Annotated in this window: 20 protein-coding genes and 2 pseudogenes; 13 read left to right on the top strand and 9 right to left on the bottom strand. The window is 35.1% G+C overall.

Going from position 1 to position 21,205, the window contains the following annotated elements:
* The first annotated feature begins 301 nt into the window (after positions 1–301).
* Both AC3WSO_RS13275 and AC3WSO_RS13270 read left to right on the top strand, forming a co-directional pair.
* Complete coding sequence (locus AC3WSO_RS13275) at positions 302–739, top strand: GNAT family N-acetyltransferase (RefSeq protein ID WP_492531384.1); 438 nt, start codon at positions 302–304, stop codon at positions 737–739.
* 111 nt (positions 740–850) lie between these two features.
* A pseudogene (locus tag AC3WSO_RS13270) lies at positions 851–1,379 on the top strand (hypothetical protein).
* A gap of 59 nt (positions 1,380–1,438) precedes the next feature.
* Here the strand turns inward: AC3WSO_RS13270 and AC3WSO_RS13265 are convergent.
* The 3 genes from AC3WSO_RS13265 to AC3WSO_RS13255 all read right to left on the bottom strand — a co-directional run bounded on the left by AC3WSO_RS13265 (position 1,439) and on the right by AC3WSO_RS13255 (position 3,868).
* Positions 1,439–2,302 carry an alpha/beta fold hydrolase gene (locus AC3WSO_RS13265; protein WP_492531383.1) on the bottom strand — a complete coding sequence of 288 codons (864 nt, stop codon included), beginning with the start codon at positions 2,300–2,302 and terminating at the stop codon, positions 1,439–1,441.
* Between the two features lie 192 nt (positions 2,303–2,494).
* Entirely contained in the window at positions 2,495–2,938 is a 444-nt protein-coding gene (locus AC3WSO_RS13260) for a hypothetical protein (RefSeq protein ID WP_492531382.1), read from the bottom strand.
* Positions 2,939–3,265: 327 nt separating this feature from the next.
* Positions 3,266–3,868, bottom strand: coding sequence for a LysE/ArgO family amino acid transporter (locus AC3WSO_RS13255; protein ID WP_492531381.1), 603 nt, complete (start codon positions 3,866–3,868; stop codon positions 3,266–3,268).
* Between the two features lie 102 nt (positions 3,869–3,970).
* Here AC3WSO_RS13255 and AC3WSO_RS13250 point away from each other — a divergent pair.
* Positions 3,971–5,409 (top strand): annotated as a pseudogene (locus AC3WSO_RS13250) (aminotransferase-like domain-containing protein).
* Positions 5,410–5,466: 57 nt separating this feature from the next.
* On the opposite strand, the gene AC3WSO_RS13245 reads toward AC3WSO_RS13250, so the two are convergent.
* Together AC3WSO_RS13245 and AC3WSO_RS13240 are read right to left on the bottom strand one after the other, a co-directional pair.
* A complete protein-coding gene (locus AC3WSO_RS13245) occupies positions 5,467–5,724 on the bottom strand; it encodes a CPBP family glutamic-type intramembrane protease (RefSeq protein WP_492531379.1) in 258 nt (85 codons plus the stop codon).
* A 125-nt stretch (positions 5,725–5,849) separates the two neighbouring features.
* Entirely contained in the window at positions 5,850–6,011 is a 162-nt protein-coding gene (locus AC3WSO_RS13240) for a hypothetical protein (protein WP_492531377.1), read from the bottom strand.
* Positions 6,012–6,383: 372 nt separating this feature from the next.
* Here AC3WSO_RS13240 and AC3WSO_RS13235 point away from each other — a divergent pair, with 372 nt between their 5' ends.
* The 4 genes from AC3WSO_RS13235 to AC3WSO_RS13220 all read left to right on the top strand — a co-directional run bounded on the left by AC3WSO_RS13235 (position 6,384) and on the right by AC3WSO_RS13220 (position 8,819).
* On the top strand, positions 6,384–6,749 hold the full coding sequence (locus AC3WSO_RS13235) for a DUF2089 domain-containing protein (RefSeq protein ID WP_492414852.1): 366 nt from the start codon (positions 6,384–6,386) through the stop codon (positions 6,747–6,749).
* A gap of 12 nt (positions 6,750–6,761) precedes the next feature.
* On the top strand, positions 6,762–7,142 hold the full coding sequence (locus AC3WSO_RS13230) for an SHOCT-like domain-containing protein (RefSeq protein ID WP_079561953.1): 381 nt from the start codon (positions 6,762–6,764) through the stop codon (positions 7,140–7,142).
* A 10-nt stretch (positions 7,143–7,152) separates the two neighbouring features.
* Positions 7,153–7,434: a hypothetical protein gene (locus AC3WSO_RS13225; RefSeq protein WP_492531375.1), complete on the top strand. Its 282-nt coding sequence runs from the start codon at positions 7,153–7,155 to the stop codon at positions 7,432–7,434.
* Positions 7,435–7,643: 209 nt separating this feature from the next.
* Complete coding sequence (locus AC3WSO_RS13220) at positions 7,644–8,819, top strand: oxalate decarboxylase family bicupin (protein WP_492534350.1); 1,176 nt, start codon at positions 7,644–7,646, stop codon at positions 8,817–8,819.
* 43 nt (positions 8,820–8,862) lie between these two features.
* On the opposite strand, the gene AC3WSO_RS13215 is transcribed toward AC3WSO_RS13220, so the two are convergent.
* On the bottom strand, positions 8,863–10,014 hold the full coding sequence (locus AC3WSO_RS13215; RefSeq protein ID WP_492531373.1) for an MFS transporter: 1,152 nt from the start codon (positions 10,012–10,014) through the stop codon (positions 8,863–8,865).
* 96 nt (positions 10,015–10,110) lie between these two features.
* Here AC3WSO_RS13215 and yeiL point away from each other — a divergent pair, with 96 nt between their 5' ends.
* Both yeiL and AC3WSO_RS13205 read left to right on the top strand, forming a co-directional pair.
* Entirely contained in the window at positions 10,111–10,773 is a 663-nt protein-coding gene (yeiL, locus tag AC3WSO_RS13210; RefSeq protein WP_492531371.1) for a transcriptional regulator YeiL, read from the top strand.
* A 428-nt stretch (positions 10,774–11,201) separates the two neighbouring features.
* Complete coding sequence (locus tag AC3WSO_RS13205) at positions 11,202–11,870, top strand: YqeB family protein (RefSeq protein WP_492531370.1); 669 nt, start codon at positions 11,202–11,204, stop codon at positions 11,868–11,870.
* Between the two features lie 623 nt (positions 11,871–12,493).
* Here AC3WSO_RS13205 and AC3WSO_RS13200 read toward each other — a convergent pair.
* On the bottom strand, positions 12,494–12,787 hold the full coding sequence (locus AC3WSO_RS13200; RefSeq protein ID WP_492531369.1) for a hypothetical protein: 294 nt from the start codon (positions 12,785–12,787) through the stop codon (positions 12,494–12,496).
* A gap of 561 nt (positions 12,788–13,348) precedes the next feature.
* On the opposite strand from AC3WSO_RS13200, the gene AC3WSO_RS13195 reads away from it, so the two are divergent.
* From AC3WSO_RS13195 to AC3WSO_RS13180, 4 genes are all read left to right on the top strand, one after another.
* Complete coding sequence (locus tag AC3WSO_RS13195; RefSeq protein WP_197140991.1) at positions 13,349–14,329, top strand: diaminopimelate dehydrogenase; 981 nt, start codon at positions 13,349–13,351, stop codon at positions 14,327–14,329.
* A gap of 592 nt (positions 14,330–14,921) precedes the next feature.
* Positions 14,922–15,425: a GrpB family protein gene (locus tag AC3WSO_RS13190; protein WP_492531367.1), complete on the top strand. Its 504-nt coding sequence runs from the start codon at positions 14,922–14,924 to the stop codon at positions 15,423–15,425.
* 268 nt (positions 15,426–15,693) lie between these two features.
* Positions 15,694–18,885 carry an AfsR/SARP family transcriptional regulator gene (locus AC3WSO_RS13185; protein WP_492531366.1) on the top strand — a complete coding sequence of 1,064 codons (3,192 nt, stop codon included), beginning with the start codon at positions 15,694–15,696 and terminating at the stop codon, positions 18,883–18,885.
* 166 nt (positions 18,886–19,051) lie between these two features.
* Complete coding sequence (locus AC3WSO_RS13180; RefSeq protein WP_492531364.1) at positions 19,052–19,870, top strand: alpha/beta fold hydrolase; 819 nt, start codon at positions 19,052–19,054, stop codon at positions 19,868–19,870.
* A gap of 99 nt (positions 19,871–19,969) precedes the next feature.
* Here AC3WSO_RS13180 and AC3WSO_RS13175 read toward each other — a convergent pair whose 3' ends face one another.
* The gene (locus tag AC3WSO_RS13175; protein ID WP_492531362.1) at positions 19,970–20,551 is read right to left on the bottom strand and encodes a hypothetical protein; all 582 of its coding nucleotides are present in this window, start codon (positions 20,549–20,551) and stop codon (positions 19,970–19,972) included.
* Complete coding sequence (locus AC3WSO_RS13170; protein ID WP_492531361.1) at positions 20,548–21,099, bottom strand: sigma-70 family RNA polymerase sigma factor; 552 nt, start codon at positions 21,097–21,099, stop codon at positions 20,548–20,550. The genes AC3WSO_RS13175 and AC3WSO_RS13170 overlap by 4 nt, the downstream gene beginning before the upstream one ends.
* Positions 21,100–21,205 lie beyond the last annotated feature (106 nt).

Raw genomic sequence — 21,205 nt, 5'->3', positions numbered from 1 at the left:
CAGGTAAGCTCAGGAGTCAAAAGAAAAAAGCTCAGAACGATGAAAAAACGCTAGGCACAAGTATTTTAAGCAAGAATTAAAGTAATGCACTATTGATCATTATCACCTATATACAATGTGTAACATTCGTTATTTTTAAGCTGAACTAATTTTGATAGTTGTTCAGAATTTTTTCTATACGTGATTCAAACGATGCAGTTTAATACAAGGAGAATTCAAGTAAATAATAGCCTTTAAAAAGAGGAATTATTAGGATAATATGCTAAACTGATGAAAAGGAAATTAAGGACTGATTCAATTAATGGATATTAGAAAACCTAACGATTTGGAACTAAAAGAGGTATTATCTCTTTCGCCACAAGCTGTTTTTGATGGTACATTAGGTGATGTAGAACCTACGAAAGAAAAAATTGACCAACTTGTTAAGCCACTTTTGGAAAAGGGAAGCTACTATTTAATAGCAAAAGAAAATGATAAATTAATTGGCTGGATTCTTATAGGGGCTAGTAAAGACCAATTTACTGATAGGATGAATGGATTTATCTATGAACTATTTGTTCTAGAAGAATTTAGGGGGAATGGGATTTCCAAAATGTTAATGAGAGAAGGAATTGATCATCTAAAACAAGAAGGATATTCAGAAATCCGTCTAAGTGCATTTGCAGGGAATCAAGCAATTAAACTGTATGAAAAATTGGGATTTAGCATTAGGACAGTTACTATGAGTTTGCAGTTATAAGTAACTAACTGATTTCATAAGGGTGCTGTAAGATGGGATTCCACAGGGATCCCATCTTTTTTATTTTCGACTAATGTCGCAGGTAAGTTAGATAAGCGAAGAGGTGAGATTATGGATGAACGAAAAAGAAGAATGCAGCAAAAAATACAAGTTGTCAAACAAAAAAATCAGAGAACTAATCTAATGAATTTATTTCCAAAACATATTTCAAGTGTTATAGAAAAAAGCGAGTTGATTAGAAAAAATCCTAAATAAAGTTCACGAGAAATGGAATTATGAATTACATAAAGTGGATTTTGCGATTAAATATAGTGATTTCAGAAAAGAATTAAGTTGGGAACATGAGGTTATTCATTATGTGCAAGGGATTGATATGGAAAATAAATTAGTGTACTTGTTTTTTGGGGTAGGTGATAGTCCAATATTTCTTGTTGATGGAAAATGGGCATTAACGAACTTTAGCATTCTATGGGAACATATCAATCATGATGATATATGGATTATTAGTCAAGATTTAAGCTATGGTGTTCTCGTATCTCATTATCTAGGCTATTTAGAACACGATCCAAACCCAAAAGAAATACTTTATGCAATTACTAAATGGGATCAGGAATCAAAAGGCTTTTTTCATGTAATGTAGTGCTTTAATGATATGCTCTCCATAGTAGATCATTGAAAGCTAGCAGAAGATTTATTTAATCAATTGATAGTATCTTTTAAAAAATTTATGACTATATCATCAGTATCTTTGGATGAGTTACCAAGCCATATCAAGTGTCCCCAAGTATCCAAGAGACATAGTTTCGAATGTAGTATATTTTCGTAAGCTAGCATGGCGTGCTCTGTAGCAACTGAACTATCAAAATTACTATGCATAATTAAAGTAGGGCAATTTATAGATTTTAAATCTTTAACGGTTAGCTCCTTTGTTTGTGATAAATCAATTAGAAATCCATGGCCAGAGCGTTGGCGATTATTCATTTGAACAGTTAATGCAATGTCATTCGAATTAATTTTGTCCTTTGCATCTTTGTATTTTAGAGTGCTAAAAGAAGAAAACATTTGTTTGAAGATGAAGCGAGGGAAACAATTACTTATCGCTGAAATCATGCCCCAAGTATATTTTTCTGTTCTAGAATTGAATAAGACCGATGCTGCTCTATATGTTCGATCCTTTGGAGTGAGCCATTCTTTAGTGACTGCAGATTGCAAAGTGAGTGAACGGGTAAGGTGTGGAAATTTTTTGGCGAAAATGATCACTGTTGGTTCACCAGCTGATATAGCCAATACGTGAGCTTTTTCTATATTCAAATGTTGTAATAGCTTTGCATAGTAGTCACAAGCCATGGAAAGCGTATCTCCTATTTCCTTAGATGTTTTTCCATACCCTGCTCTTGAAGGTGTGATAATTGAGAAGCCATTTTCTGATAATGCTTTATATCCAAATTCTTCTCGACAATTCGAATGTCCACCATGAAAAACGAGTACTGGTTCTCCCATCCCTAGAATTGAGAATTCAATAGACCCGTTATTAGTCGTATATTCACCGTATGTTCTCATCACTTATATAGCCTCCCTGCCAATCTTTCACATTCTTTAATTTATAAGGGCACTTACATGACAATAAAGCTAGGTTAAAAACATCAAAATGAGGGCAAAAATGTTCTACAAGTCCCCACCTGAGATTATAGAACTTTATAAATCACTTGACTTTGAAACTCGTAAAGAGGGAGAGGTTTATGAATCCTACAAAATTTACGAGATGAAAAATCCAACTATATAATGACTAACAAAAATTGCAACATAAATTAAAGTAATATAAGGTTGATAATCAATATAAAATTCTTTATGTGTTAACCTAAATTTATGAGGAATTAAAACCCAACTAATATAGTCAATTATTATTGAAAGTGTTGTCCATTGGATAACGGTATAAAGCATAAATTCTTTTACATTATTCGTATCAATTCCTTTACTATATAGCCAAAGAAAAATTGGAAATATTAAAACATTGTAAAGAACCTGATAGGGTCTAGATTTAACATAAACTGGTGATTTTAAAAAAGTTGTACCTACCTGTTTCGCATTTTGAACACCAAAAAATTTATTGGTGATTAACATATGTATAAAAACTACTAAAGTTGCGACTGAATAAGCAAGTAACATCCATAAAAAAGACATACCTAAATTATTAAACAAATAACTTCACCTAACCTTCTAAATATAACATTTTATACCAATTTATTACATTATCTTATAAAATAAAGAGATTGTAAATGAAACATTCCGAAGAAAATATCTATAACTTCGAAAGCATAACAAAGTGGTGTGAACTTTATTAAGGGAAATCATTTATTCAAAATTGCACCGTTACGGATAGAAAAATTACAGTACAAATTAATATACTCAAGCTATATCTTTAAGCACAAATAAAAGCTGAACTACTATCAAAATTAGTTCAGCTTAAAAATTGCCCATTATATATTGGATCCTGAAATAGTAAGTGCAAGTGTTTTTGTGAATAGGTTACAATAATCCACTAAAAAGATAGAGAGCGGTTGCCCAAATAAAAATTGCTGAGCATTTATTAAAAATATTCATAAGCTTCCCAGTGCTATCAAGTCTTTTCAACGATGCTCCAGCAATGATAAGACCTAAAAACCACAACCAAGAAATCAAAACACATGCTGCCGTGAACAATATTTGCTCTGTACCACTATATTTTAAAGCACTCGTCCCAATAACACCTATTGTATCTAAAATAGCATGTGGATTTAAAAGAGATACAGACAGTGCGAATAAAATTTGCTTTTTTATAGGTAGTGCTTCGTTGTTATCAGCAGTTGCCGGATTTGAACGCCAAATTGTATAGCCCATATAAAGTAAGAAAAGTATACCAACAGTCATTAAGGTGAACCGTAACCATTCAAATTGCAATACGATTAATGATAAACCAAATACTGCAAGTAGGATTAGAAGTGTATCACAAATTGCGGCTGTAATACTGGCTGGTAAGGCCCGAACTAAACGAGGCTGTGTTGCACCTTGAGAAAAGACAAAGACATTTTGTACGCCTAAAGGCAAAATAAGTCCAAACGCTAAAATCATTCCATGAAGAAATGCTTCCAATAACATTCCCTCCTTCCACTAATTATTCTAGATATGTTATAACTAAAAGAAAACGACCAATTGGATGGTTTTTTATCCACCCAATTTTAAGAGGTGATAAGAATGAACTGGCAGCCAAATAGACAGGGTGAAATGACATTGCAGCAACAAATTGTGACATGGGTTATTGAGCATATCGAACGGGGCGATTGGGTAGCAGGGACAAAGCTACCAACACAAAGACAGCTAGCGATGCAGTTTGGGGTAAACCGTAGTACTGTTCAGCAGGCGTTAGAGGAATTAAAAGCAGCAGGAATATTGGAATCGAAAGTAGGCTCAGGTATATTTGTAGCTCATAATTCTTGGCATTCCTTAATTACACAATCACAGCCAAATTGGCAATCCTTTATTGACACAAGCTTACATAAGCCTAATTATCATACCATTCAATTAATCAATGAATACGAGCAGCGCGATGATGTCATTCGATTAGGTACTGGGGAGCTAGCACCAAGTTTATTACCGACAGCTGAAATTGAAGCGTCATTGAAAGAGCTCTCTTTGCAACCGAAAGCTTTAGGTTATTCATCACCGCAAGGTAGCGAAGAACTTCGAGAAGCGATTTGTGAATACGTGACAAAAAGGGGCATTCATGCAAAGCCCCTAAATGTATGCATTGTCTCTGGTGCACTACAGGCTTTACAGCTCATTGCAGTTGGTCTGCTAGAACAAGGGTCTATCGTATTTCAAGAACAAACATCTTATTTAAATTCAGTGCATCCATTCCAGTCTGTAGGTATGCAAATGATGGCTATCCATCGAGATGAACAGCTTGTACAAACTTTAGCTCAACGAAAAAGAAAAAGGCAGGCTGTATTTTATGCTGTTCCTACGTTAAACAATCCGACTGGAGGGGTGTGGACTACGCATGAAAAAAACAGCTTTATGAAGCATGTCAACAATCACGAATTCCTATTATAGAGGATGACGTCTATCACGAATTGCTCTTTGAAGCGGCAACACCCCCAATTAAATCTATGGATGATAACGGGCAAGTCCTTTACATTGGAAGTGTTTCGAAAACATTAAGCCCTGGACTTAGAATAGGTTGGTTAATCGGTCCAACAACAGTAATTGAGCGGTTAGCGGATATAAAAATGCAAACAGATTACGGATCAAGCGCCATCTCGCAGGAAATTGTGCTGCATTGGCTGCAGTCCGGAAAGTATGAGAAGCATATCGTCGACTTGCGCCAAAAATTACAGCAAAGAGCAGAATATGTAGAGACTAATTTACAAGAAAAATTTAATGCTATTGCAGAGTGGAATAAGCCAAAAGGCGGCTTTTATATTTGGCTAAAGTTTCATGAGCCAATTGTTGATAAAGAGTTGTTTACCAAGCTATTGCAGCGCGAAGTTCTCATTAATCCCGGTTATATTTACGATCCGCAAGATAATCAACATATTCGATTATCATATGCTTATGCGACAACTGAAGAATTGAAGATTGGCTTAGAAATATTATATGAATGCGCCGTTGAAACGATAAAAAAACAACTATAAGAATAAAAACATCACACCTTTGAGGGAGTGATGTTTTTAATTACCTTGTCATCCTTATTAAATTGTATTTGAATAATAAATGTCATTTCCGAGATTCATTAAAAAATGCACAAGAAATGGTGCTAAGATATTGTTTGTTTCAAAATAAATCCATTCAAAAATTAGACTTGTAACGAAGATATTGATTAACATAATCGGTTTTTTAAAGTATTGAGTATGCATTCTTAACAACAATAAAGTTGTTATGATAATGGCAATCCATTGTTCGTTTAAAAATAATAGAAGTGAATTTTGAATAATTCTCCTAAAATACATTTCTTCAAATAATTCTGCTATAAACATAAAGGAAGAAATAGTTAACAACGAATAGGGATATACATTGTTAAGATTACGCCAAATAAAAGTAAACCGAATGAACAGAGAGCTATACTCAGAACCATCTAGAATGGCTGATCAAATGATAGGAAATTATGTATCGTAAATACATCATAGATGATTAGAGCAAAAATGACTGCCACACAAATGAATGTAAAAGAAGAGCATACAAAAACAGCATCTTTTGGGCTAAAGTCCTTCTTTGTTTTTTCTTTTATATGCTCCATATGTTTCCTCCTTTTCTTGGAGAATTTAGAACGAAAAATATTTTACCATAATATTGTAGTGGAAAGTATGGCCTTTTTTTGAAGAGAATTTCTAAAATAGGGACCGAAATTGTTTATCTTTTTTCAGTGGGTGCCCAAACATCCGCTGCGCCGCTTCTCTTTACACAAAAGACATTTGTTGGCCTAAAGCTGGACGGAGTTAAAATATATAGTCATAAGTTAATTCACATTAAAAGTGGAAATGGATAATTAATAATTTTAAACAACAACTTAATAATATTTATTTTTATAATTAAAAAGTTTAATTTTAATTACTTGCATTTTTAATTTCTTGTTGTATAATCAAATCAACTAGAAGGAAGGGATTTCACTATGGCTTATCAAGTTATCACAAATTGTCCTGTTTGCAGTAAAACATTGAAAATTACAAAGTTGCAGTGCTCTCATTGTCACACAACGATTGAAAATGAGTTTGAATTATCTAAGTTGGCATCTTTATCAAAGGATCAGCTTCATTTTGTAGAAGTATTTTTAACTTGCAGAGGGAATATCAAAGAAGTGGAAAAGGAACTGGGGATTTCGTATCCAACGGTTCGAGGCAAGCTAACAGACATTATCTCATCCCTTGGATATGAGCAAAAGAAGAAAAATGAAGTAGACGAGAAAAAAGTTGTCACTATGCTGGAAAATGGCGAAATCACACCAGAAGAAGCTATTAAGCTTTTAAAAGAAGAATAGGGGGAAATTATCATGAAAGAGGAAATTGCACGAGTATTAACAATGGTTCAAGAAGGAAAGATTGATGCAGAACAAGGATCAGAGCTGATTCAAGTATTAAAGGAAAAAGAAGAAACAAGTAATGATAAGCCGACTAAATATTTAGATAAAACTTTAAAAGTCCGTGTTGTATCAGCCGAAAATGATAACGTCATGGTCAATTTGCCTATAAAACTTGTCAAGGTAGTATTACTGGCTGGACACAGCATCGCAGCGAGTGTTCCTCAAGCGGAAAAATATGTTAAAGATATTGATATAAATCTTATTATTGAAGCAATTGAAAACGAGTTAGATGGCCAAATTGTTGATATTAAATCGGCAAACGGGGATACCGTTTCGGTCATCATTGAATAGTGATTTGCTTATGATGCATGTAAAAGTGAAAACAAAAGGTTTTCGGCTTACTATCCCAATGCCATATGCTATGTTAAACATTGTTATTTCAATTTTGTCCTCGAAACTTCTGCAACGAAATTTAAACAAATGGACAAATGAGCCCTTCGAAAGAAATAAAATAGACTTTACTTTTCCAATAATAGATAAAAACACACTAAAGCCTATCGTCAAGGAACTGAAAAATTATAAGGGAATCGTGATAGTGGATGTCAAAGCTCAGGACGGCACTGAGGTTAAAGTTAGACTATAATTGATGATTACTAGTATTTTTAAGAAAAAGCCTAATTTCTTGATTGAAAAAAACTATTATAGCTCAAGTACGTAATCCCGTTCTTAAATCTAGGACGGGGTTAAATATGTACAAGAATCGCGAAACCTTTTGATAAAAGAATAATTCTAGTAATGAATCATACATATTTACATAATGATTATTTATGAAGAGGTGAACCATTGGAGAACATGCCAGAGGGCTATTCTTATGTTCCACAGCCTATTCGGAAAGATGGTGCAGGTGGGGTAGATAAAGGGCCGAGAGATATTATGAGGGATTTGGAAAATCCTGATTTGCTTGTCCCTCCTAAAACAGATGCTGGGCTTGTACCAAATTTAAAATTCTCTTTTTCTGATACGCATATGGTATTAAAGCATGGCGGTTGGTCTCGAGAAATTACTGTTCGCGATCTACCTATTGCTACGACATTGGCAGGTGTTAATATGAGTTTAACACCAGGTGGGGTACGGGAATTACATTGGCATCAACAAGCTGAATGGTCGTATATGCTTCTTGGTCATGCACGTATTACTGCGGTCGATCAAGATGGGCGTAATTTTATTGCCGATGTAGGACCGGGAGACTTATGGTATTTCCCACCAGGTATTCCTCATTCCATACAAGGTCTTGAAGATGGCTGTGAATTTTTACTAGTATTTGACGATGGGCATTTCTCAGATCTTAGTACATTTTCAATTTCTGATTGGTTTGCTCATACGCCTAAAGATGTGCTGTCCTCTAATTTTGGTGTTCCAAAGAGCGCTTTTCAACATATCCCGAAAGAACAGGTCTATATTTATCAAGATAAGGTTCCAGGACCACTAGACACACAAAAAGTACAATCTCCATATGGTACAGTCCCGCAAACTTTCAAGCATCGTCTGCTTGCACAAACGCCTATTAAAACTCCTGGAGGCAGTGTCAGAATTGTAGACTCCACTAATTTTCCTATTTCTAAAAATATCGCAGCAGCCCTTGTCGAGATTAAGCCTGGTGGAATGAGAGAGTTGCATTGGCACCCGAATAATGACGAATGGCAATATTATCTACAAGGAAAAGGGCGTATGACAGTTTTTGCAGCAAATGGTGTGGCTAGAACATTTGATTATCGTGCGGGAGATGTTGGATATGTGCCGTTTGCAAATGGTCACTACGTTGAGAATACTGGTACGGAAACATTATGGTTCCTTGAAATGTTTAAAAGTGATAGATTTCAGGATGTTTCGTTAAATCAATGGATGGCTCTTACTCCATCTGAGCTAGTGCAAAGTAATTTAAATATTGGTCCTGAACTTCTACATGCTTTAAGGAAGGAAAAGTGGCCAGTCGTGAAATATCCTGGGTTTTCATATTATCCAAAGTGAGTATATAGAAAAGCAGGTGAGATTTTTTTCTCACCTGCTTATTTTAATATTGATATTTATTTCTAGTAGTAAGCAGTATACCGATTGCTGGAACAGTACAAATAAGCATTGCTGCAAATGATAATCCAGGAGAAATTTCGTATAAATAGCCGCCTAAAAATGTAAGGATAGCTGTACTTAATCCCATTGCTAATGCAGAATAAATACCTTGTGCATTTGGAATTTGCTCCTTTGGCAATGTTTTTGTTAAATAGCTGATAAAGGCGTAATGCGCAAGAGCAAAAGACAATGCATGTAATGTTTGAGAAGCGATAAATACCCAAACATTCGAGAATAAGTAAATGAGTAACCAACGTAAAGATGAACCACTTGCAGCTAAAAGTAATAGAGAGGATGAGCGCCATTTTTTAAATAGTGTATCAGCCTTCATAAAGTATAAGATCTCGCACATAACGGCGATGTTAATAATCATCCCCATATAAAATGGATCAACATGCAAATCTCCTAAATATATATAGCCATAGCTGTAATAAGAAGCATGTGCACCTTGCAACAGAATAACAACTAATAAAACAATAGGGAAGCCTTTAATAGTCCATAATGTTTTCATCGACAATGATTTCGCACGTTGTTCTTTCGTCGGAACAATGAGTAACTCTTGTGGAGTAGCCATTTGCTGCATCAACAGCATACCGATCAGGCCGACCACCATACTCCAAAAAATAATATCATTGCCATATGCACCTGTCAGCATACTAATGATTAATACTGCAATGACAAAGCCAAGGGAACCATAGGAGCGGCTTTTGCCATAGTGTACATTTCCATGCTGTACGAGCGTTGCCGCACTACTTTCAACTGCAGGGAGCAGAGCTGGATAGAAAACGCTAAATATAAGGGTAACGATAAGAAGCGAGATAAAGCTCGTGCTTGGTATGTAAAGTAAAGTTGTGAGTAGGGCACCTATTGCTAGAATCCTAGTGAGTCGTTTATTGTGCACATATTTCGCAAGCATCGGGAAGAAAAATAGATTTGAAGTTGCTCGTGCTAAAAGACCACAGCCCATTACGACGCTAGCCTGTGAAACTGTAAGATGCTTAGCATCTACAAGCCAACCAGTCCAGTAAGGTAAGAAAATACCCCACGTAAAGAAAAATGCAAAGAAATTTTGAGAAAGCCATCGTTGATTGTTCATAAAATTACGTACCTCCATTAACTATGTTGAATAATAGCACGTTCATCGATACAATAATGTGAGATATCTCACATTATTTCGGAGGAGAGAGTAAAAATGCAAATACTGACAGCTGAGGAACGTTCATATTATCTTGATAAATTTCCAATTGATGATTTTTTTTCTTTTGAAATTGATCCATTTTTAGAAATATGTAGGTTTGACAAAGGTGAATGGATTTTCCAAGAAGGCTCATTTCCAAATACGCTATACTACATGATCGAAGGAAAGGCAAAGCTATACATGACACATAAAAATGGCAAGGTCTCGCTTATCGATTACTTAGAGGCTCCACTTTTTATGGGGGAAATTGAGTTGCTTAATGAGGCAAGATATACGAAGGGGATTCAGACAGTAACCGAGACGATTTGTTTTTCGATTAAACAGTCCTGCAAAGAAAAGTTACTCACGGATGTATTATTTTTACGTAAACTTTGTTTGTTTTTAGGGGAAAAAGCGTTCAAAATGACGTCAAAATATACACAAAATCAAGCATTTCCACTTGAAAATCGACTTGCTGCATTTATTCAATTTTCGTCAGATCAAGGAGTCTATAAAGAAAAACATACTGAAATCTGTGAATATTTAGGGGTTTCCTATCGACATTTATTATATGTACTTGCACAATTTTGTGAAGAAAAAATTTTAGAGAAGAAAAAGAATGGCTATCACATTATAAATAAAGAGCGTCTTTCCGAATTGGCTCAGGAAATACAGTGAGGAAAGAATTTAGTTGCTTTTAAAGGTCTTAAACTACATAAGCAGTTCAAATCATTTCACGGAAACAATGTGATTGGGAAATAACAAAAACCTTTTTGACGGTCAGCCTCAATAGATGGTATTATTTACTATTGTCTGGTGAAAAACGTTTAGAATGGTGTATAAAAGGGAGAATAACAAGTTTTGGGAATGGATTGAGTGAACAATATGGATAAGCCCAATCATTTTTTCGTATTCAACTAGATTTTGGAGGGATAATTTTTAAACATATTTTAATAAATATACGCGGGAGAAATTTTTAGAGGGGGTCATAGAAGAAAGTTTGTGGTGTTTTTAAATAACAACTATATTAGTGTTAGTCAATTTAATGTTATGGCAAAATAAAGAAAAGCCATTACTAGAGTATTATTTTAAAAGGGTGGACTTTAATGAGTAATAATCATACAATATTAAACTTTTCAAAAACTGATAAAGTTATTATGTGGCTTGGTTTCCCACTTATCGGTTTAGTGCTAGGATGGTTTCTTCCAAGTATTGCTAAATGGGCTATTACTTTACCATGGGTACCTTTTCAAGGACCTTTAAATTTAATTGCATCGTATCATGGAGCATGGGTAGGTTTTATCACAATGGCACTTGGTTTGGTGGCGGGAATTGCAATCACTTTTTTTTCTATTCATGAAAGTTTAGAGATGACAATAGACGATGAGAAAGTAATTTTAAAACTTAGAAATGATGAAATGAACTTAAAAAAGAAAGATATCTCACTCGTATTTATGGATGGGAAGCAAATAGTATTATTAGGCAATGATGAGAATGAACTTTTTCGATATAAACAAGAGCTGAATAAAACTACAGTAGGTGCTGCATTTTTAAAACATGATTATCTTTGGAGTGAGAGTGACCCATTTAAAGAAGAGTTTAAAAAGTGGGTAGTAGATTGTCCTGATCTAACACCCGCTGCGAATGCTATATTTAAAGCAAGAAAAATTGCGATTGAAGATAGCGATGATGAAGAAGTATTTCTGTTAGCTAAAGAGCTTTGGAAATTAAGAGTATCAGTAAAAGAAATAAAAAAGAGTCAATATTATCGATAAAAGATAATAAATAAGTAAAAACTGACTTACCTCTTAAATGTAACAATTATGCTTCAATAGTTTTTTGAAAATACAAGTATGCCGAAAAAAGCTTGGTAGCAAGTTTTTTTCGGCATTAGTCTTCTGAAAAGAAGTTATATTTAAACTCTTTCAGTACATGTTTTTGGCCGAAAGTTTAGGGACATGTACAGAAGTTTCTTACTTCTATTGAAGATGAGTTGTATTCAGGTTTAAGTTAATTTTCAACAGTTGTCCAAACATCCTTTGAAATAGAGGAATCAGTCAAAGAACGCCACGTCCTGTGGTAATTTATCTATGCAACAACAACACACGAATGAGTGATCAACATCACGCTGTCGCTTCGCTTTCGCGCGAAAAACGTCGGTTGCCCCAAAGCCTTCGGACGCAATTATGTAGCGGCATAAGCTACTATCTACTAACAAGTCTAAAATTCCCATAATATATATTGATTCTCCGATTTTACTCCTTTTCAATTACACCACCCTAAAACATAGCGAAGAACAAGTTAAATGTAACTTTTTGCATATAGATTGTCCCAAAAAGGGCAAAAGATTAGGGAACTTCGATCCCATGCTGAAGAAGTAAGGAAACGTATCTTAGTTTTAGTCAGTCCTAGCCTTATTATATTCACATTTTTTAACCAACCAGCGTGCAATCTCTTTGCCACCATGGTAGAAGTTAATCTCATTGACTCTTTGTATAGATGTAACTAGGGTTTCTTCCGTAACGCCAAAAGGTATAACCCCTAAACATTGGTGTGTGTTGTGTGGGATTTTATTGTGCTTTACCTCAGTTTCAATGTGAGCTTTAGCAGATTTTTGTGCATTTCGGAATGGACGAGTAAGTAATTCTCCTTGTTCCAATGTTGTGCTTGGCGAATAACAATTACCTTTCATTCAACATGCCCCCTTTGTCGTTAGTTTTATTGTACAAGACATGCGGTGGAAAAAGTCTTCATTTACATGGCTTTAACGAAAACTTAAAGGTTAGTTAATCAATTATGCCTCGGCATAATTGTAGCTGCCGCTTCGCTTTCGCACAGATAAACAGTGCGTCCAGAATCGGCTGGCCAGTAGGAAGCAGGTCAGTTAGCCGTTATCGCATGGATGCGATGATTTTAGGCTAACATCCTTAGCGAACTCCTTTCCGATTTCCGTGACATCCACCAGAGGCATTAGGGCCAACGTGATGTTGGTCACTCAGGCGTTGCCACAGAACGTGGCGTTCTTAGACTGAGTTCCTCTATTTCAGCGGATGTTTGTATATCGGCTGAAAGAAGTTAAATATGTAACCGTATTCATGCCATTTTCGAATAGAAATCATAGAAAACTTGTATGATTTCAAGAGAAAAACTCGTACTCAAACTATTGTGAATTTTCCTAACACAACGTATTATTGTAAGTAGATTTAACGTGAAGGACTTCACATAGTCACGTAATCGTGAGGAGGAATTTTTAATGAGTGCAATTCGAGTAGGTATTGTAGGTTATGGAAATTTAGGGCGCGGTGTAGAGTATGCCATTTCACAAAATCCAGATATGGAGTTAGTAGCGGTATTCACACGTCGCGATCCTTCAACTGTAAACATTGCAAGTAATGCTAGCGTATATTTAGTAGATGATGCTGAAAAATTCCAAAATGACATTGATGTAATGATTTTATGTGGTGGCTCAGCAACAGATTTACCTGAGCAAGGACCACACTTTGCACAATGGTTTAATACAATTGATAGCTTTGATACTCATGCGAAAATTCCTGAGTTTTTCGAGGCTGTAGATGCAGCGGCACAAAAGTCTGGTAAAGTATCCGTCATTTCAGTTGGGTGGGATCCAGGTTTATTCTCATTAAATCGTATACTCGGGGAGACAGTTCTACCAGTAGGCACAACTTATACTTTCTGGGGAGACGGTTTAAGTCAAGGTCACTCAGATGCTGTGCGTCGCATTGAAGGTGTTAAAAATGCGGTACAATACACATTACCAATTCAAGAGGCAGTAGACCGTGTTCGTAACGGTGAAAATCCTGAGCTGACAACGCGTGAAAAGCATGCACGTGAATGTTGGGTAGTTCTTGAAGAAGGTGCAGATGGGGCGAAAGTTGAGCAAGAAATCGTGACGATGCCGAACTATTTTGATGAGTATGACACAACTGTAAACTTTATTTCTGAAGAGGAATTTAAAGCAAACCACACAGGCATGCCACACGGTGGATTCGTTATTCGTAGTGGAGAAAGCGGCGCTAACGAAAAACAAATTCTTGAATTCTCATTAAAACTTGAAAGTAATCCAAACTTCACATCTAGTGTTCTAGTAGCATTTGCTCGTGCAGCACATCGCCTAAACCAAGCTGGAGACAAAGGTGCTAAAACAGTATTCGATATCCCATTCGGTCTGTTATCACCAAAATCAGCTGCTGAATTACGTAAAGGACTTTTATAATTTTAACCTATTAAACTACCCGATTATCATTTAGTTGATAATCGGTTTTTTAAAATTTAGCAATTCATTTTGTTAAATCACTATATAGGTATACTATAAATGAAAGTACCATTAAAAGCTGAGAAGACTAAATTAACGACTGAACAATCGCTAGCTTTATGTAAATTGTTATACAAATCATTGGTTCGTATTTATTGTATATATTATTAAATTAACATTTTTTTGCAGTAAAAAACTCTCATTTTCTCAGTGGGAAAAGTCAGTTAAGATCAAACTTTGATAAATATGAAAATGCAGAAATAGTTTACATTTACAATCTTCTAAATAGCGGGATAGCAAAGGTTTTGATAACTATAGAAAACTTTTACAGGTGTAATTTAGGAGAAAAAGGTCTTGGTTATGTGATTATAGCTGAAGATAGTGATTGTAAATCTTGTGAAGTATCCAGATCAAACATTTCATATTGGCGATAAGGTGAAATTGGTCTATGATGGTAAAATAAAGGAAAAAGCACCGAATGAATTTCTACTCATCCAACAGAGCTATTTTAGTGATTTTTAGTATAAAAATGATAGATTGTGGGGAGTTTCATATGGAAAAAGTGAATTTTTTTAATAGTGAACTATTTCATGAAAATGCTGAGAAATCTTTTTTGATACACGCAAATAAAATACATGAATTACTACCAGAGGCCGATATCCAGCATGTCGGTAGTTCAGCAATTCCTAATAGCATTACTAAAGGTGATTTAGATATCCAAGTACGTGTTCATGCTGAACAATTTTCGAAAGCTGTAGAACTACTATCAAATTTATATGAAAGAAATGATGAAAGTGTTAAAACAACTACATTTAGGGCATTTAAAGATGATACAACTAATCCTCCTTTAGGAGTTCAATTAACAGTAATTGATTCTGAGTTTGATTTCTTTTGGAAATTTAGAGACGTTTTATTAGCAAATAATAACTATCGCGATGCATATGATAAATTGAAGAAAGAGTACGAAGACAAATCAATGGATGCCTATAGGGAGGCTAAAGATATCTTTTTCCAAAGATTAATGGAAACTCCTGAGTTTATGAAATACGATAAATAATATTGATTATTCATCGGATAGTAAGGAAACTTGTAAAAAAGTTGGTAACGGTAAAATCAATTTGATAAACTTGAAGTACCAAGCGAAAACTCCACTCGTGGTTTGTCTCAGCAACCATTGCGATACGTGAGTTTTCGCTTTTATTCGATCTATAGATATAAAGATTTCATAAGAGCATCCCCACGTTATTATGAGGAACTCATAAAAGATTTTAACTCTGAAGACTTGTAACCTTACATAACCAGTTGAATGGGGAGGTTATCACTAAATGACGACAGACATTATTATTCAGTCAAAATGTATTCCACCGAGTCCGTCTAATCATTGTATTAGTAGAGCTACATTAATGAGAACATTAAATAAAAGCCTAGACCATAGTTGCACGCTTATTCATAGTGGAGCTGGGTATGGCAAAACAACAATTCTTACACAATTTCTACATGCACAATCAAGCAAATTTTCCTGGTATAGTGTGTCGGAGGAAGATGATAATATATTGCCGTTTTTAAGGCATTTATTTTTTAGTATCACACGAATTGTTCCGGGCTTCGGCCAAGAATTTGATGCTTGGAATCAATTATCCCGTTTTCCGAAAATTGAAGAACTTAATCGTTGGTTTAAGCTGTTTGTTAATAGTTTATGTGAAATCGAAGAATCAATATTAATTGTCATCGATGACTACCATCTCGTTGACCATGAATTTCATATCAATTATGTGATGGAAAAAATAATTGAGTTTTCACCACCGAATGTTCACTTTATCATTGCCTCTAGAACGATGCCGAATTGGGATATTTCGAGGAGATTAAAGCTACAAAAGAAATTACTTGTAATTGCAGAAAGAGAATTAGCATTTTCCTCAGAGGAGATCGCTGTTTTTTTCGAGGATTATGCAGAGGTGCATTTAACAGAGGATGAAATAGCTAAGGTTGTGGAAATTACAGAGGGCTGGGCAATTAGTATTTCTTTATTAGCTGAGCAATGGAACAATGAGACATTAACTCATTGGTTAAATATTTCTACAAATGATCTTTTCGCTTATTTATCGGAGGAAGTTTATCTTAAGATGTCTGCATTTGAGCAAGAGGTATTATTAAAGCTGGCGATTTTCCCCACTTTCTCAGAAGAGTTAATTTCACAATTTTATAGTACGGAAATTGCACAGGTGTTTAAACTGTTTGTCCAGCGACATTTATTTATTCAACCTATCACGAAGGATGGTTTGTATCGTTTTCATGCCTTGTTTAGTCGATTTTTAGAGCTAAAGTGGCCACAACAAAATGCTTCACAGTATGTTGCATTGCATAAACAAGCAGCAGTGTATTATGTAAAACAAAACAATATTCAAGCCGTTCTTCATCACGCATTTAAAACGAATGATCAGGATTTTTGTGGGGAGCTGTTACAAAATCATGCTGAAAGTCTAGTCCGGGCTGGGCAATTTGAGTGGTTATTAGAAAAGATAAACAGATTTCCAGCTAATGAAAAATCGGAATATTATAAATTGTATTATTTTGAAGGTGAGTGCCATCGCTATCGAGCTTACTATGAAAAAGCGAAGCAGTCGTATGAAAATTGTGCAAACATCGCAAAAAGTAAAAACGATTGTCTCTTTATGACAAAAGCACAGGCAGGTTTAGCACATATTTATCTCGATACAATTCAGCCAGCATTGGCAGAGCCACATTTAAAGAAGGCTTTAGAGTTAGCGAATCATACGCCGTTAAACAAAGAGGAACTTCTCGAATTGCAACGTCAGTATGCAGAAAATCTTGTGAATCTAGGGAATGCGAAAGGCGCGCAAGTATTTACCGATGAGGTTGCTTTAACAGAGGACGTGTTACAAAGAGCAAATGTCGATGTTCGAATATTGTTAAGAACAGGACAGCTACTAGAAGCGAAGGAATTGCTGACGAAGAGATTGGAATTACCACCACAGCTTGTCGCGACACATAGAGAGAGTGAGCTACTAGCATCATTTGTCTATGCGCTTTTAGGGCAGGGGAAGGATGCATGGTATGCCGCTCAGCATGGAATTAGTAGGGGGCTACGTGAAAAATCGGTTTTTATTGAGGCTGTTGGCTATATTCGCAAAGCACATGCTTACCTATTAGTGGATTTTCCTGATTATCAAGAAGCCTGTGAAGCTTATGAGAAAGCTCTTACATTAATGAATACTATTAATATTTCTCGCGTAAAAGCAGAGCCTTACATGGGACTAGCAATTGTCAAACATGCGCAAGGTGATATGATCTCAGCTAAAAAATATATAGCCCTTGGCTTACAGGAAACAGAGCAAGTACAAGACGCGTGGATGACCGCTCTAATATTAATTGCTGAGGTGAAAATCATTCTTTCTCAATATGAATATGACCGAGCTGGACAATTATTAATGAAGGCACAGCGATTATTTCACGACTGTAGTGATCAAAATGGTGCAATGCATGTACTATTCTTTCAATCTGTCATTGCTTTCAAAGAAAATAAACCGCAACAATTCAATCATTATTTTCAACAGTTTGCACAGTTATGCATCCAAAATGGCTATGACTACTTTTTACAAAAGAAAACCATTCTCGGTCCTTCGAATGGGATGATTTTTTATGAGCTTTTACAATTTAGTAGAAAGTGTGATGGGGAAAATGCCGCTATTTTGACGATGCGTAGCTATTTTCAAGTGGAGAACAATATCGTCTATCCGCATGAAGAAGTACAAGTGAATTTTTTAGGAAGTCTAAATTTAACGAGAAATCATCGAAAGCTTGAGGATAAGGAATGGCAGCGCGATAAATCGAAGGAGCTTTTTGTTTATTTATATTGTCATCGCAATCGTTTTATGCCAAAGGAAGAGATTGCACAGGCGTTATGGCCAGAGCGTAATGTTGATTCACTCGATCGAGATTTTAAAGTTGTCTTGAATACGTTATTAAAGGTTCTTGAGCCTAATAGAAATGCGCGTCAGGATAGCTTTTTCATTCAGCGTAAAAATAATATGTATCAATTACAGCATACTCAATTTCTGCAAATTGATGTCGAGCGCTTTCTCTATTTTTATGAACTAGGGATGGAGGAGTTCGATCCACAATTGTCAAACGAATGGTTGTATCTTGCTGAAACAAGCTATACGGATACACTTTATGCTGAAAAAAAGCAGTTAGATTGGCTTATACAGGATCGAGAAAAGCTCCAATCATTGTATATTGAAGTTCTGGAAAGATTAGCACAAAATGCGACGAGGCAGCAAAATTATAAACAAGCTATTTTTTATGCAGAAAGAATGATTCGTGAGGATCCATTGTGGGAAGAAGGCTATCGCTTGTTAATGTATAGTTACTATCAATTACAAAACCGCTCCCTAGCATTAAAATGGTATGAAAAATGTGTGCAACAATTAAAAAGAGAACTAAATACAACACCGATGGAATCGACGATGGTTGTTTATGATTTGATAATGGGTTAGTTTTACTATCTCGATAGCGATGGGGTGATTTCCGTTCCGACTGGACGCTCGCCCGCAGGAAAGCGAGTAGCTCGTAGCGGAAATTAAAGCCTTCTAATTAATTAAGATGGATAATAATGGTTGGTCAACACACCTGGATATTTCTAATTAAATTGGAGGAACTACTATGTCATTTTGTAAGGTAAGAAAAGCGAATATTTACTATGAAGTGATTGGCAATGGAACACCAATCGTAATGATTCATGGCTATTCGCCAGATCATAGATTAATGAAGGGCTGTATGGAACCCATTTTTGTAGAAAGAGAGGGCTGGAAGCGAATTTATATTGACCTTCCAGGAATGGGCAAGTCGACAGACTATGAAAAGATCAATAACTCAGATGAAATGCTAGAGGCCGTAATAGAACTAATTCACTCTTTAATACCTAATGAACGTTATGTATTGGTAGGAGAATCTTATGGTGGATATTTAGTGCGCGGAATCATGAGGGAGTATCATGAACAAATTTTAGGGGCTGCTTTTATTTGTCCGTTGATTATTCCTGATAAACAAAATCGAACAGTGCCAGAACAAAGTATTGTGTCGGTGGATAAAGAATTTTTATCGACATTATCAAAAGAGGAACTAGAGGATTTTAGTTCACATCTAGTCGTATTGAATGAATATAATTGTCATCGATATACGAGTGAAGTGTTAGTAGGCCAAAGAAATGCAGATGTGGAATTTTTAGAAAAAATCCAAAAAAGTTATCGTTTTTCTTTTCCTGTAGATGAAATTTCATTTGATCAACCGTGCCTATTTTTGTTGGGCAAACAGGATTCAATTGTTGGCTATAAGGACGCTTTTGATATTTTAGATAAATTCCCACGAGCAACTTTCACAATTTTAGATAATGCCGGGCATAATTTGCAAATTGAACAAGCGAGTTTGTTTAATAGCCTTATGCATGAATGGTTAGATAGGGTAGAGGAAATTAACGATTGAAATACATTTTTAAAAAGACAGACAGAATGAAATCCTTTGTTTGATTGAAGAATTCACTTATTCAATTAATTCAAGGGTTTCTTTCTGTCTAATTTCTTTTCACATATTTTCCTCATTGGAATCTATATCAATTTTTATAGTCTCAAGTCTTTCTTTAGTGACTTTGCCCTCGCTATCCATTGTACGGATTATTGGCGTAATGAAAATTGCGGAAGCATCAGCATTAAAGTTATTTATTATTGCTTGACCATTTGAGTAATCATCGGTTACTTTTGTTGTCGTCGTTTCTGTTGTATCTTCATAATGGTTCTCTAAATTATCGACTATGTCTAAAGTTATAAATTCAGTAGCAAAGTCCATATCACAGCTAAAGTAAATGTGCGCTGAATTTCCAGAAATCGAAATACGATTAAAAATAAATTCATGCTGTTTTGAGAACAGAGTTTTGTAAATTTTTAAATCATTTATTGGTAATATGGAAGCTAGAGATGGAAAATTTACTAAGCAAGATGAGCTTAGTCCAATAGCAAAAATTGAGGCAATGGCCCATTTATGGATTTGCTTTGGTTTTGATTTCTTTTGTAAAACGGTGTTAATTACCTTTTGCTTTTCATTTTTTGAAACTACCACTGGTACGATATCTTCTATATCTAACTGTAAGATACTTTTTTCCTTATTCATATCCAGCACTCCTTTAATTTAGGATTTTTAGCAAGCTTTTTCTTTCCTCGATATAAACGACTTTCCACTGCAGATTTTGTAATATGTAAAATTTCTGCTATTTCACTATTTGAATATTCAAGATAATACCTCATTAAAAATAATTCTCTATCTAAATCAGGTAGATGCATTATTTCAAGAAGCAATTGTTCTTTGGCATACAATTTATCCAGTTCTTGTTCAATATTATTTGAAGCGATAAGTGGTGGAATATTATCCATAGGCAGTGTGGCAAGTTGTTTTTGCTGTTTTCGGTAAATATCAATCGCTTTATATTTAGTAATCATCCCTATCCACTTTTTAAAATCCTCTTCGCTCCCGATGAAATAAATACTTTTTTGCCATATTAGAAGAAATACATCATTTACACATTCCTCTATAAGCATGTAATCTGACGGTTTGTCTAAAATTTTCAAAGTAATTGCCTTCACAAATCCTAAATAGTGTTCAACTACATATTTAAGAGCATTTTCATCATGTTGTTGAAGGCGTTCGATAAAATCATTCATTTTGTCACTCCTTATGATCGTTATACATACTATAACGAAATTTTTGTGGAACACTCGCACATAAATGGAAAGTTTTTTCTGGATTTGATTGAAAAGTATCTTTTAT

It is taken from the genome of Lysinibacillus sp. EB106-09-02-XG168 (genome assembly GCF_058791475.1).
This window is presented reverse-complemented; position numbering and strand designations above follow the sequence as displayed.